The sequence below is a fragment of the Serinicoccus sp. JS2-9 genome (genome assembly GCF_059025165.1).
The window spans coordinates 332,400-346,089 of the sequence record NZ_CM180091.1 but is presented as its reverse complement, the minus strand read 5'-3'; the positions used below and the strand labels follow the sequence as shown (position 1 = coordinate 346,089).

The 13,690-nt window shown below is 71.7% G+C and carries 10 protein-coding genes; 2 read left to right on the top strand and 8 right to left on the bottom strand.

What is annotated here, in order from left to right; translation table 11 throughout:
- Positions 1-52 precede the first annotated feature (52 nt).
- Entirely contained in the window at positions 53-1,282 is a 1,230-nt protein-coding gene (locus AC5PYY_RS01735) for an amidohydrolase family protein (protein WP_493898104.1), read from the bottom strand.
- Positions 1,283-2,196: 914 nt separating this feature from the next.
- Between AC5PYY_RS01735 and AC5PYY_RS01730 the strand changes: the two genes are divergently transcribed.
- On the top strand, positions 2,197-2,736 hold the full coding sequence (locus tag AC5PYY_RS01730; RefSeq protein WP_493898103.1) for a hypothetical protein: 540 nt from the start codon (positions 2,197-2,199) through the stop codon (positions 2,734-2,736).
- An 83-nt stretch (positions 2,737-2,819) separates the two neighbouring features.
- Here AC5PYY_RS01730 and AC5PYY_RS01725 read toward each other — a convergent pair whose 3' ends face one another.
- Together AC5PYY_RS01725 and AC5PYY_RS01720 are read right to left on the bottom strand one after the other, a co-directional pair.
- Positions 2,820-4,145, bottom strand: coding sequence for an SPFH domain-containing protein (locus AC5PYY_RS01725; protein WP_493898102.1), 1,326 nt, complete (start codon positions 4,143-4,145; stop codon positions 2,820-2,822).
- Positions 4,146-4,214: 69 nt separating this feature from the next.
- Positions 4,215-4,703 carry an NfeD family protein gene (locus tag AC5PYY_RS01720; RefSeq protein ID WP_493898101.1) on the bottom strand — a complete coding sequence of 163 codons (489 nt, stop codon included), beginning with the start codon at positions 4,701-4,703 and terminating at the stop codon, positions 4,215-4,217.
- Between the two features lie 122 nt (positions 4,704-4,825).
- Between AC5PYY_RS01720 and AC5PYY_RS01715 the strand changes: the two genes are divergently transcribed.
- On the top strand, positions 4,826-5,983 hold the full coding sequence (locus AC5PYY_RS01715; RefSeq protein WP_493898100.1) for a hypothetical protein: 1,158 nt from the start codon (positions 4,826-4,828) through the stop codon (positions 5,981-5,983).
- 176 nt (positions 5,984-6,159) lie between these two features.
- On the opposite strand, the gene metX is transcribed toward AC5PYY_RS01715, so the two are convergent.
- From metX to AC5PYY_RS01690, 5 genes are all read right to left on the bottom strand, one after another.
- Complete coding sequence (gene metX / locus AC5PYY_RS01710) at positions 6,160-7,422, bottom strand: homoserine O-acetyltransferase MetX (RefSeq protein ID WP_493898099.1); 1,263 nt, start codon at positions 7,420-7,422, stop codon at positions 6,160-6,162.
- 1 nt (position 7,423) lies between these two features.
- A complete protein-coding gene (locus AC5PYY_RS01705) occupies positions 7,424-8,755 on the bottom strand; it encodes a bifunctional o-acetylhomoserine/o-acetylserine sulfhydrylase (RefSeq protein WP_493898098.1) in 1,332 nt (443 codons plus the stop codon).
- A 402-nt stretch (positions 8,756-9,157) separates the two neighbouring features.
- Positions 9,158-11,134: a beta-propeller domain-containing protein gene (locus tag AC5PYY_RS01700; RefSeq protein WP_493898097.1), complete on the bottom strand. Its 1,977-nt coding sequence runs from the start codon at positions 11,132-11,134 to the stop codon at positions 9,158-9,160.
- Between the two features lie 480 nt (positions 11,135-11,614).
- On the bottom strand, positions 11,615-13,357 hold the full coding sequence (locus tag AC5PYY_RS01695) for a sodium:solute symporter family protein (RefSeq protein ID WP_493898096.1): 1,743 nt from the start codon (positions 13,355-13,357) through the stop codon (positions 11,615-11,617).
- On the bottom strand, positions 13,354-13,635 hold the full coding sequence (locus AC5PYY_RS01690; protein ID WP_493898095.1) for a DUF4212 domain-containing protein: 282 nt from the start codon (positions 13,633-13,635) through the stop codon (positions 13,354-13,356). Before AC5PYY_RS01690 ends, AC5PYY_RS01695 begins: the two co-directional genes overlap by 4 nt.
- Positions 13,636-13,690 lie beyond the last annotated feature (55 nt).

Sequence of the window (13,690 nt, the reverse complement as noted above, 5' to 3'; positions counted from 1 at the left end):
ACCGGGCGCCCTCACCCTGACCGGGCGTCGCGAGTGGGTGCTTGCACCTCGGTCAGACCAGCGCGAGCGCGTCGGCGACCACGCGGCCGCGGTGGAGGACGGTGCGGTCGTCCGGACGGTCCATCACGGCCGAGGTCGGTGTCTCACCGGCGACGAGCAGCAGGTCGGCGCGGTCCCCGACCTCGAGCCCGAGGCGGTCGGAGACACCGGTCAGGCGCGGGAGGGAGCGGTCCATGATGCTCGCCCCGCCCCGGGTCGCGACCGCGAGCGCGTGCTCGATGAGCTCGTCGGCCCGGAAGCCGTGGGTGAAGGCCAGCTGCCAGGTGCGGTCCAGCATGTCGCCGTTGCCGTAGGGAGACCAGTAGTCGCGCTGCCCGTCCTCGCCCAGCCCGACGCGCACCCCGGCCTGCGCCAACGCCGCGAGCGGCAGCGTCTGCCGACCGCCCGGAGCCACGGTCGCGGTCGCGACGTCGGCCTCGGCGAAGCGCTCGATCAGGTCGCGGGTCTGCGACTCGGTCCCGTCCCAGAGGCCGTAGCCGTGGGAGATCAGCACCTGTCCCTGCATCCCCAGCGCCCGCGTCCGTTCCAGGACGAGGTCGGCCGAGAAGCGACCCAGCTCGCCCGGCTCGTGCAGGTGGATGTCGACGGGCACGGCATACCGCTCCGCGAGCCCGAAGACGACGTCGAGGTGACGCACGGGGTCGCGGTCCAGGGTGCACGGGTCGATGCCGCCGACCACGTCGGCGCCCGCCTGCAGCGCCTGCTCCAGGACCTCGACGGAGCCCTCCTCGCGCAGCAGCCCCGCCTGGGGGAAGGCGATGACCTGCACCTCCGCCCGCTCCCGGTGCGTCTCGCACGCCGCCAGCACCGCCTCCAGCCGCTCCAGCCCGCAGTCGACGTCGACCTGGGCGAAGGAGCGCACGCGGGTGACGCCCCGCGCGATCATCAGCTCCAGCGTGTGCGCCACGCGCTCGGTGATGCCGACCTCCGCGTCGCGCCAGTGCTCGCGGTCGTTGAGCATCATCGTCCACACGTCAGGTCCGCCGGTATGCGGTCGGAAGGGCAGCCCCAGGCGCGTCGAGTCCAGGTGCACGTGGACGTCGGCGAAGCCCGGCAGCAGCAGCCGCCCGCGTCCGTCGACCACCTCCTCGGCAGGCTCCCGCCCCGAGGACGGGGACGCCGCCGCGCTGCTGTCACGGAGGCATACCTGCGTGATCACCTCACCCTCGACCTGCACGTCGGCTGGAGCTCCGCCCCACGGGCGCACGTCCTGGATCCACATGCGGGCGAGGGTAGTCGGCGGCCTGGTGCTGGCGGGCGCGGCGGGGGCAGGGCATGATGTGCGCCTATGCCGACGACGAGGTCCGCACGACACCTGCGCGCCGCCCTCCTCGTGCCAGCGCTCGCGCTGGTCGCCGGGTGCCAGGGCAGCACTGCCGACCCCAGCCCGGTCACGGCGGCCACCTCGGCGGCACCGGGGGAGGACGCCGCGGCGACCTCGTCCTCCGCCGACGACGCCCAGGTCACGACCGCCCTCGCGCTCGCCCAGGAGTCGGCGACCCCGACCGAGGAGCCCGACCCGACCTCGGTCTCCGACGACGACGTCGTCGCGATGGCGCAGCGCCTCACCGAGGCCCTGGAGCAGGACGACGAGGAGGAGTGGGCGGCGCTCTTCGACGCCGACGAGGCGACCGAGGAGGAGGTGCGGCGCTGGTTCCGCAGCGTGCGCGCCGTCCCGATGGAGCACCGCTCTATGGTCGCCGAGGTCGTCCTGGCGCGGGACACCTCCGAGGGCACCGCCGTCCGGATGGGGTTCGTCCACCAGATCTCGGACGCCGACCTCCTGGCGGGGGTGGAGTCCTACCGCGTGACCATCGCGCGGGAGCCTGGTGAGGACCCGGTGGTCGTCGGGTGGCGCGGTCAGAACGACACGGATGGCTATCCGCAGCTGTGGGACCTGGCCGACATCCAGGTGCACGAGGTGGAGGGCGCCGTGGTGCTCGCCCCGGCGGATCGTGACGTCGGGCCGCTGCTGGAGGGCGTGAGCCTGGGCGCGCAGAACGCCCTGCCCGACCTGGCCGAGGCCGACGACGGGGAGCGTCTGGTCGTCGCCCTCGTCGAGACCGGCCAGATCGAGCAGATCGCGGCGGCGCCGACGGAGCCGGCCCGGCCGGCGTCGTCCAGGCCCTGCCCGGTGTGCCGGGCGGTAACCCGTCCGTCCTCGGGATCTCGCAGTGGGGCTGGGTCGAGCGGGTCAACGTCGACCTGGACCACCTCGAGGCGGAGCTGGCGTGGGGCACGCCGGACGGCGGGTGGGTCACGGTGCGCCACGAGGCCGCCCATGCCCTCGTCGAGGCCGGGGCACAGGTCACCTTGGCGCCCTCGTGGGTCGTCGAAGGCTTCGCCACGTGGTACGGCCTGCGCCGCGACTACGTCGTCGACCCGTGGTTCCAGGACGTCGTCGCCACGGGAGGCCCGCCCGAGGAGCTGCCGGACGACGGGGTGTTCGACTCGGATCAGATCGACCGGGCGTATGGCCTGTCGGGCTCGCTCTTCTTCTTCGTCGAGGAGCGCTTCGGTTACGAGGCCGCCCAGGACCTCGGCACCGATCTGACCCAGATGGAGTGGCGGCGCGGCGCCGATGTCGACCAGGCGGTCGAGGAGGCCGTCGGCATGTCGCTCGAGGAGCTCGAGGCCGAGTGGGTCGCCTGGATGGCATCGTCCTACGGGCGCTGACCTGCCGGTCGGCGGCGCAGGTGCGGGGTGTAACTCGGGTGGGGACTGGTCATGCCTACCGCTGGGCGGGGGGTGGGCTCAGCTCAGCCCTGGTCGTCCCGCTTCCACGGCTGGCCCTGACCCTCGGGCCGATCCCACGGCTCCGCCTCGTGGTCCGGCTGCGGCTGGGCCTGCGCGTCGGGCTGGTCGGCACCGGCCTGCTGGCCGAGGTCGGGAGCGACCTGCTCCGGCTGCTCCAGGGTGCCGAGCTCGGCCTGAGAGGCGTCGTCCTGCTCCTCGCCCGCGTGCGGCTTGGCGGCCTGACGGGCCTTCTCCGCCGCCTCGGCGATGGCGGCGTCGGCGTCCTGCTTGGAGCGCTTGCGGGTGGAGATCTCCGCGTCGCGGGTCGCGCCCTCGGCCTCCTCACGGGCCCGGCGCAGTGCCTCGCGCGGGTCCTCCAGCATCGGTGCGTCCACCCCGAGGTCGATGTCGCCGACCTCGGAACTGATCCCGCTGGAGGGGGCGTCCAGGCCGGCGGAGTCCGGTCCCTTGCCACCGCCGAGCGCGTTGCCGATCCCGGCGAGCGCGGCGGTGAGCTCGGTGGGCACGACCCACATCTGGTTGGAGTCGCCCTTGGCGATCTCGGGCAGCATCTGGAGGTACTGGTAGGCCAGCAGCTTGCTGTCCGGGTTGCCCTTGTGGATGGCGTCGAAGACCTGCAGGATCGCGCGGGCCTCACCCTGGGACTCCAGGATCGCGGACTGGGCCGCGCCCTCGGCGCGCAGGATCTGCGCCTGCTTCTCGCCCTCGGCGGTGAGGATCTGGCTGCCCTTGACGCCCTCGGCGTTGAGGATGGCCGCGCGACGGTCGCGCTCGGCGCGCATCTGCTTCTCCATCGAGTCCTGCACGCTGGCGGGCGGGTCGATGGCCTTGAGCTCCACCCGGTTGACCCGGATGCCCCAGCGCCCGGTCGCCTCGTCCAGCACGCCGCGCAGCTGGCCGTTGATCATGTCGCGGCTGGTCAGCGTCTGCTCGAGGTCGAGCGAGCCGATGACGTTGCGCAGCGTGGTGACGGTGAGCTGCTCGATGCCCTGGATGTAGTTGGCGATCTCGTAGGTCGCCGCCTTGGGGTCGGTGGGCTGGAAGTAGATGACCGTGTCGATCGAGACGACCAGGTTGTCGCTGGTGATCACCGGCTGCGGCGGGAAGCTCACGACCTGCTCACGCAGGTCGACCACCGAGCGCGGCCGGTCGATGAAGGGCACCAGGAAGTGCAACCCCGCGTCGAGCGTGCGGTCGTACTTGCCCAGTCGTTCGACGATGACGCTGGTGGCCTGCGGCACGATGCGGATGGCTCGCGCGATCGCCACGACGACGAACAGCGCCACCAGCAGCACGACGGCCCAGACGACGAGTCCTGAGATGTCCATAGGACTTTTCTCCTTAAGGATGTGCGGATTGAGGTATGCCGTGCCGCGCGCCCTGCGCGCGCGGCGAGATCACATGGTGGGGGGTTCGAGGTCGAAGGGTTTGTCCTCCGGGGTGGCGGCCCCGACGACGGCGGTGGCGCCGTCGATGCGGACGACGGTGACCAGGTCGCCCTCGACGAAGGTCTGCCCCTCGAGCTCGGCCCGGGCCGTCCAGCTCTCGCCGCGCAGCTTGACCAGGCCGTCCCGGTCGCTCACCGGCTCCAGCACGGTCGCGGTCTGACCGATGTTGCCCTCCATGCCCATCGGGCCACCCTTGCCCTCGAGGCGCAGGTGCTTGAGCGCGACCGGTCGCAGCGCGAAGACGAAGAGGCCGGAGGCGACGGCGAAGAGCAGCACCTGCCAGACGAGGGGGATGCCGACACCGGCGACCACGGCGGTCACCACGGCGCCGAGCGCGAGCATGAGGAAGAGCAGGTCCAGGGTCGTCATCTCGATGATGCCGAACGCCAGGGCCGCCCCGATCCACCACAGCCACTGGGATTCGCGTAGCCAGTCCATCCGGGCTCCTTTCCCTGTAGTGGTCGATCCTATGCGGTAGACGTGCGAGGGCCACCGGGGGTTCCCCGCCGCAGCGTGGCAGCCCTTGACCACACCCGCTTGACGTGGGGGACACTGGGGCGGTGAAGCGCACCGCTGCCCTCGCCGTCACCGGCCTCCTTTCCGCCCCGGTCCTCGGGGCCTGCGCCGGCGGGGCCGACGAGACCGCGGTGTCCACCACGCCCGCGGTGGCGGCGACCGCCGCTCCCGCGCCGGAAGACACCTCCGCCACGAGCACCGCCGCCCCCGACGAGGGCGCCGCCGCCACCTCCGCGGCACCCGTCCCCACGCCCGACCCGGGCCCGGTCGCGGCCGCCCTGGCCCTGGCACCGGCGGACACGGCATACCTCACCGTGACGGACTGGGCCGCGATCAAGCGGCGCCTGGGCGCGGAGGAGCTCACCAGCGAGAGCCTGCAGACCGACACGATCGAGTTCTGGCGCTCGGTCGGGTCAAGCACCGTGCTGCTGACCGACGGGGCGCTGCGGGAGGAGAACAGTCGGCTGCGCCTGCGACACGGGGTCACGCAGGACGACGCCTTGTGGGAGGTGCGCTGGGTGCGCGAGGACGCCGCCGACGACGAGCCGGGCGGCCTGGCGCTGCGGTTGCGCGACGACCTCGACCTCGCGGGGCTGGAGCAGGCGGTCGCCGACGAGGTGCAGGGGGTGGCCGGGGCGCAGGTCCTCACCGAGCAGCAGCTGCTGCTGCGCGGCGCGGGGACCGAGGGTGCGGTCGTCGAGGAGCAGGGCGCGCTCGTGGCCGTGCTGGCCGACGACGCCGAGAGCGGGCTCGCCGTGCTCGGGTGCCTGCCCTGGTCGGCCGCGCTCGGGGTCGACGCGACCGTCGAGCAGCAGGAGGTGGTCGCGGGGGTGGCCGACATCGACGCCCTGCGCTCACCGCGGGCCTGGGGTATGTCGTTCACCGGCCGCGCGGCCACCCTCACCCTCGTGCACGAGGACGACGTGAGCCTCACCGAGGCGCAGGTGGACGCGGCGGTGCGGGTGGAGCTGGCCGAGGTCTGGCCGACGACCGAGAGCGTGGGCTGGGTCGACGCCTTCGGGCTGCCGCCGCGACTGGAGGGGGACGGCTTCGTGGTGGAGGAGACTGACGGTCAGGTCGTGACCATCGTCGACTACCGGGTGGTCAACCCCACGGCGGCCGCCACCGTGGCGCTCGCCGGGCTGGTGCCCGGCGCCGTGTGCGCCGAGATCGACTGGCTCGCGGAGCCGACCGGGCTCTGAGGCGCGCCATCGCGGCCGGACCTGGACACGGATCTGCACCGGATGCACCCTTCTCCGCGCCCTCCCCGAACCTGGGCACGGATACGCACCGGATCCACGGTCGAGAAGGGCGTCTGCGGTGCACAACCTTGCCCAGGTCCGGGAGCGGGAGCCCGGAGCCTCGGTGGCGCTGCTCGCTACCAGAGGCCGGTGCCGACGAGGCGTGGCGTCTCCGTGAAAACCGGGCTGGGCGTGCCGACGACCTCAGGCGCCCCCTCCTGCGCCTGAGCGGCCACCTCCGCACCCGTCGAGTCCGCCGACCGTCCTCCGGCCAGCGCGCGCCCGATGATCGCGAAGACCTGCTCGAACTCGATGAGGAAGGCGTCGTGGCCGTAGGGGCTCTCGACGACGGCCAGCTCCCGGCAGGCGGGCGAGGCGGCGACCCGCTTCCCGTCGGCGGGCGTGAAGAGTCGGTCGCTGCTCACCACGGCCACCGTCAGCTCGGCGGTGATCCGGCGCAGCGCCGCCTCGACCCCACCCCGGCCGCGGCCGATGTCGTGGCTGTTCATCGCCTCGGTGAGCACCAGGTAGGAGTTGGCGTCGAAGCGGCGCACCAGCTTCTTGCCATGGTGCTCCAGATAGGACTGCACGGCATACCGGCCGCCGCGCAGCGGGTCCTCCCCGGCCTGGGCGTCGCCGCCGAAGCGCAGCGCCAGCTCGGTCGCGGAGCGGTAGGTCGCGTGCGCGATCTGGCGCGCGATCTCCAGGCCCGCCCGCGGCCCGGGGCCGGGGTAGTAGTCGCCGCCGTGGAAGGCGGGGTCGAGCCGGATCGCGTGCTGCTGCGGCACCGACCAGGCGATCTGGTCGGCACTCGCGGCCGCGCTCGCGGCGACCACGACGCAGCGCTTCACCCGCCCGGGGAAGGTCGTCGCCCACTCGAGCGACCGCATACCTCCGACGGAGCCGCCGACCACGAGGGCGAAGCTGTGGATGCCCAGCGCGTCCGCGAGCAGCGCCTCGGCGCCGACCTGGTCGCGCACGGTGAGGCGAGGGAAGGAGCTGCCGTAGGGGCGGCCGTCCGGCGCCGCCGACGACGGCCCGGTGGTGCCGCCGCAGCCGCCGAGGACGTTGGGGGCGATGACGAACCACTCGTCGGTGTCGAGCGGGCAGCCGGGGCCGATGAGGCCCGGCCACCACCCGCACGTGGGCTGCCCCGGACCGCGGTCACCGACGACGTGGCTGTCACCGGTAAGCGCGTGCAGGACCAGGACGGCGTTGCTGCGGTCGGCGTTGAGCCGCCCCCAGGACTGGTAGGTGACGCGCACGTCCTCCAGCACCTCGCCCGACTCCAGCGCGAGGTCGCCGACCGGCTGGGTGCGGCGGCGGGCACGGACGTGCGTCGGCACGGCCCCGAGGACTGGCTCGGTGACGGGCTCCGCGTCGACCGGCTGGGCGACCACGTCAGGCCGCCTCGGAGTCGGAGGTGACCTGCGCCGCGGCGCGGAAGCCGCTCTCGAGATCGGCCAGGATGTCGTCGATGCCCTCGATGCCGACCGCGAGGCGCACCAGGCCGGGGCTCACTCCCGCGGCGCGCTGCGCCTCCTCGGACAGCTGGCTGTGGGTCGTCGAGGCGGGGTGGATGACCAGCGACCGGACGTCGCCGATGTTGGCGACATGGCTGTGCAGCTCCAGCGCCGAGACGAAGGCCCGACCGGCGTCGGCGCCACCCTCGATCTCGAAGGCCAGCACAGCCCCGGCCCCACCGGGCAGATAGGTCTGCGCCCGGTCGTAGGACGGGTGACCGGGCAGCCCGGCGTAGGCGACCGAGGCGACCTGGTCGTGCTCGGCCAGCCACTCGGCGACCCGCTGCGCGTTGGCGACGTGCCGTTCGATGCGCAGCGACAGCGTCTCCAGCCCCTGGGCGATGAGGAAGGCGTTGAACGGCGAGACCGCGGGGCCGAGGTCGCGCAGCAGCTGCACGCGGGCCTTGATGATGAAGGACACGTTGGCACCGAGGATCCCGCCCTCGCCGAGCGCCTCGGCGTAGACGAGACCGTGGTAGCTCGGGTCCGGCGTCGTGAAGCCGGGGAAGCGGTCGGTGCCGTAGTCGAACTGACCGGCGTCGACGATGACGCCGGCGATGGAGGTGCCGTGGCCGCCGAGGTACTTCGTCGCGGAGTGCACCACGATGTCGGCACCGTGCTCGATGGGGCGGGAGAGGTAGGGCGTCGCGACCGTGTTGTCGACGATGAGCGGCACGCCGACCTGGTGCGCGGCGTCGGCCACGGCCTTGATGTCGAGCACGTCGCTGCTCGGGTTGGCGATGGTCTCTCCGAAGAACGCCTTGGTGTTCGGCCGCGCGGCTGCCGTCCACTGCTCCGGGTCGGCGGGGTCGTCCACGAAGGTGACCTCGATGCCCAGCTTGGGCAGCGTGTGGGCGAAGAGGTTCTGGGTGCCGCCGTAGAGGCTGGGGGAGGAGACGATGTGGTCGCCCGCGCCGGCGAGGTTGAGGATCGCGAGCGTGATCGCCGAGGAGCCGGAGGCGACGAGCAGCGCGCCGACACCGCCCTCGAGGTCGGCGATGCGGTTCTCCACCGTCTCCTGGGTGGGGTTGGTGATGCGGGTGTAGATCGGGCCGAGCTCGGCCAGCGCGAAGCGGTCGGCCGCCTGGTCGGCGTCCTGGAAGACGTAGGACGTGGTCTGGTAGATCGGCAGCGCCCGGGCGCCGGTCTGGGAATCAGGGGTCTGGCCGGCATGGATCTGCCGGGTCGCGAAGTCGGTGTAGGTAGCCATCTGAGTCTCTTCTCGCTCGAGCGGGGTGCAGGGTGGGTGGTCACTCTGCTGAGCCCGCCTCAGCAGCGGGAAGGACGAGGCTGGACGATGATGCGTGCGTCGGCGCGTCGGCTGCGAGGGGTGGGCTCAGCAGCGACGCATTCGGCGCGATCTCGTCGTCATGACGACAGTTGTAGCAGCGCTTGAGAAGCGAAGTCAATGCGTCCCGACCGGCATGGATTTGCCCTTTTCCGCAGCATCTGCGGACAGGCACGCAGTCTCGCGCCGTTCTTCGACAAAGGTGCCCCGAGGCGGCAGTCCGGGCTCACGCAAGGGCCCGGGACGGAAGCCGAGATCGGCGGCAGAACGGGTGTGTCGCACCGGGTGAGGAGGCGGGGGCGGTGAGCTACGGCATACCTGCGCTCAGAGGTCGATGACCGACTGCTCCTCCAGCGTCGCGAGGTCGGTGACCCGCACCGACTGCTCGCCGAGGATCCACAGGCTGTCGCCGATGACGACGGTGCGGCGCGCATAGTCCCAGGTCTGCCCGCCCGACCCGCCGAGCTGCGCGGCCGGACCCTGGCTCAGGCTCTGGCCCTCGACCGAGGCGGAGACGACACCCACCCACTCCTTGCTCGTCTCCTCGTCCCACGCGTTGGCGGGCAGGAAGAGCTGGCCGGTCTGCGGCCAGTAGGTGAAGGCCCGGTGCTCGTGCTCGACCTCGGAGTAGTGGTCCTTCCAGGTCTGCTTGGCGACCTGGGCCGGCGCGGCCGGGTCGGAGATGTCGAAGAGCGAGACCTGCAGTCCGGTCGTCATCCCCTCGTCGGTCGCGTCCTGGCCGACGCCGAGCAGGAGGTCCTCGCCAATGGGATGGAGGTAGGCCGAGTAGCCCGGGATCTTGAGCTCGCCGGTGACCTCGGGGGAGGCCGGGTCGGAGGTGTCCACGAGATAGAGCGGGTCGGTCTGGCGGAAGGTCACCACGGCGGCCGTGTCGGCGTCGAGGTAGCGCACCGAGTAGATCTGCTCGGTCTCGCCGAGGCCGTCGACGCGGCCCTGCTCGACGAGTCGATCGCCCTCCTCGGTGAGGACGACGAGAGAGCTGCTGGACGGTGAGCTCCCGGAGCTGTCGAGGGTGGTGGCGACCCGGATGGTGCCGTCGGCCTCGTCGAGGCTGAACTGGTTGAGCATCCGCCCCGCGACCGAGCCCGAGGCGAGGTAGTCGGTCGAGTCCTCGTCGGTGAGGTCGAAGGTGTGCAGGGCGGTGGTGAGCTCCCGGTCGTCGTCCCAGACCACGTCACCGCCGGCGAAGCTCCAGGCCTCCCAGGGGCTCGTCGCGACGACCAGGCGGTGGGTCGAGGCATACACCGTGGAGCCGCTGGCCACGACCCCGGTCGAGGAGGTGGGCTCGAGTCCGGCACCACCCAGGTCGAAGGTGAGCACCGACATCGTCGAGAGACCGGAGAACTCCGGCGGCCGCGAGATCTCGTCGCAGGGCACAGCCAGCTCGGTGCCGCTGGTGTCGCCGCCCATCGTCTGCCGGTGCGGGAGCCAGTCGTCGATGGTGGACCCTTCGATGATGGCGCGGTTGGCGTCCTCGGCCTCCTGCTCGGCGGTCATCGAGCCGCTGCGCGGCGAGGCGAAGGCCAGGCCCTGCGGGGGAGTGACGAGCACGACACGGGCGGTGCCGTCGTGCATCCGCGCCGAACGGTAGTCGCCCTCGAGACGCATGCTGCCCGTCGTGGTGGGGTTGGCCGGGTCGCTGAGGTCGACGAGCGTGAGCACGGTGCGACTCGTGCCGAAGGCGGGGTAGGTGCTCAGGCCGTCCTCGGTGGTCGCCGGGGTGGGCCCCTGGCTCCAGTCGCGCGAGAGGACGAGCGCCTGGCCGCGCTCGCGGTCGAGCAGCAGCTCGGAGTCCGAGCTCTGCCCGGGCAGGCGCAGCGAGCCAAGCCTGCTGCGGCTGGCGACGTCCACCACGACGAGGGAGCCTTCACGCACGGTCACGAGGATCTTCCCGTCGGTCTGCACCAGGTCGGGCTCCTCGACGCCCTCCTCCTGGTTGTTGGTGCCGGAGAAGTCGGTGCCCGCACCGCCCCCGTCGCCGCCGGACGCGGCCATGGCGCCGTCGGAGCCTGCCTCGGCGCTGTCCTCCATGCTCATGGGTTCCTCGGTGAACCACCCTCCGCCGCCGAAGCCCCAGGGCCCGACCTGCTCCAGGGCGTGCTCCTGGAAGTAGCCCAGCAGCTCCTCGCAGGACCCGAACTCCGCGAGCTCGGCCGCCCCGGCTCTGGGTGGAGCGACGATGTCGGCCGGCGTGCACGCCGCCAGCACGAGCGGGGCGGCGAGCAGTGCGGCGAGCCGTCGGGCGGTCGCGCTGCGGCGGGGGCCGGACGTCGGTGTCATGGCGGGCTCCTGGTCGGTCCGGGCCGCACCCGGGCGGAGCGTCCGAGCGCGGCTGTGGTGATTCTGCCGCGGGTATGACGCCGCGTCACCCCACCCGGTTCCCCCACCTCGCCCCCTCCTCCTGACTGGCCGCGCGAAATGCCCGGACTGGCCGCGCGATATGCCCGGACTGGCCGCGCGATATGCCCGGACTGGCCGCGCGATATGCCCGGTCTGGCCGCGCGATATGCGGCGGTCACGGCATACCGCGCGGTCGGTCACGGCATACCGCGCGGCCGGTCACGGCATACCGCGCGGTCGGTCACGGCATACCGCGCGGCCGGTCACGGCATATCGCGCGGTCGGTTACGGCATATCGCGCGGTCGGTTACGGCATACCGCGCGGCCGGTCACGGCATACCGCGCGGTCGGTCACGGCATACCGCGCGGTCGCTCACCGCATATCGCGCGGCCAGTGACGACATATCGTGCGGCCGGTCGTCAACTGGTGCTGTCGCGCTGGTCGTCGGTCGGCCCGTCGTGCTCCTCGGCGTACTCCTCCAGGTGGCCCTCGGCGTGGGCCGCGACCAGCTCAGAGCGGCCGGGGTAGCGCACGTCCTCGACCACCTGCTGCATGAGCTCGCTCGGCTCCTTGGTGAACTGCGAGACCACGACGATGGTGATGAGGTTGAGGACCATGCCGATGGTGCCGACCCCGGTCGCCGGGATGCCCCAGATCGGCTCGTTGCCGAAGAAGGTCGGCAAGGTCCACAACTGGTAGAGGAGGGTCACGCTCAGACCGACGGCCATGCCGGTCGCGGCCGCCGTGGCGGTGGCCTTCTTCCAGAAGATCCCGAGGAAGAGGATCGGGAAGAAGGACGCGGCGGCGAGCCCGAAGGCCAGGGCGACCACCTCCGCGACGAACCCGGGCGGGTTGATGCCGAGGTAGCCCGCGACGAGGATCGCGCAGGCCATCGCGATCCGGCCCACCCGCAGCTGCTGGGCGTCGGTCGCCTGCGGGTTGAACTTCTTCCAGTAGAGGTCGTTGGCGACCGAGCTGGAGATGACGAGCAGCAGCCCCGACGCGGTCGACAGCGCCGCCGCCAGGCCACCCGCTGCCACGAGGCCGACGATCGGGGCCGGCAGCCCGGCGATCTCCGGCGCGGCCAGCACCACGATGTCGTTGTTGATCGCCAGCTCGGTGCCCTCGCCGATCGCCCCGGCCACGTCGATGATGCCGTTGCCGTTCTGGTCGTCGACGGTGATGAGCCCGACGTCGCGCCACGTGTTGAACCACTGCGGCGTCTCGTCGAGGGCGCTGCCCGGGATCTGCTGCAGCACGTTGTACTTGCTGAACGCACCGATGGCGGGAGCCGTGGTGTAGAGCAGCGAGATGAAGAAGAGCGCCCACAGCGCCGAGTAGCGCGCTGCCCGCACCGACTTGGCGGTGTAGAAGCGGACGATGACGTGCGGCAGGCCGGCGGTGCCGAACATCAGCGCCGCCGTGATGAGGATCATGTTCATCATCGAGGTCTGGGTGAAGGCCTCGGTGTAGGCCGCGAGCCCCAGGTCCTGCTGCAGCGCGTCGAGCTCGCCCAGGATCTCCCCGAACCCGATCTGGGGGAACGGATTGCCGGCCAGCTGCAGCGAGATCGCCACCGCCGGGATGATGTAGGCGATGATGAGCACGCTGTACTGCGCCACCTGGGTCCAGGTGATGCCCTTCATCCCGCCGAGCACCGCGTAGAGGAAGACGATCGTCATACCGATGACGACGCCCCACGTCCGGTCCACCCCGAGGAAGCGCTGGAAGACCACGCCGACGCCGGCCATCTGCCCGGCGACGTAGACGAAGGACACGACCAGCGCGCAGACGACCGAGACCAGCCGCGCCGTCTCGTTGTAGCGGTCACCCACGAAGTCGGGGACGGTGTACTTGCCGAACTTGCGCAGGTAGGGCGCGAGCAGCAGCGCCAGCAGCACGTAGCCGCCGGTCCAGCCCATGAGGAAGACCGAACCGGCATAGCCGTTCTGGCTGAAGGCGACCAGCCCTGCCATCGAGATGAACGACGCCGCGCTCATCCAGTCGGCTGCGACGGCGGCCCCGTTGGCGGGCGCCGGGATGCCGCCGCCGGCGACGTAGAACCCGGCGGTGTCGGCGACCCGGCTGCGGTAGGCGATGTAGATGTAGACGCTGAAGGTGATGACGACGAAGACGAGGGTCCAGACCTGGATGGTGCTCACTGGTGATGCACCTCCTGCTCGTACTCCGTGATGCCGAACTCGGCGTCGAGCTTGTCCATCCGCCACACGTAGATCGCGATGAGGATGACGAAGACGACGATCGACCCCTGCTGGGCGAACCAGAAGCCGAGCGGGATGCCGAAGATCGAGAGCTGGTTGAGCTGGTCGACGAAGAGGATGCCGGCGCCGAAGGACACCAACGCCCAGATCACCAGCAGGATCGACATCAGTCGGACGTTGCGTCGCCAGTACTCACGGCGTTGATCGGCGTCAAGCATCGAGCCTCCTTGCTCCTGGTCGCGGCGGGGAGCCTGCCGCGGCGTCAAGGTATGA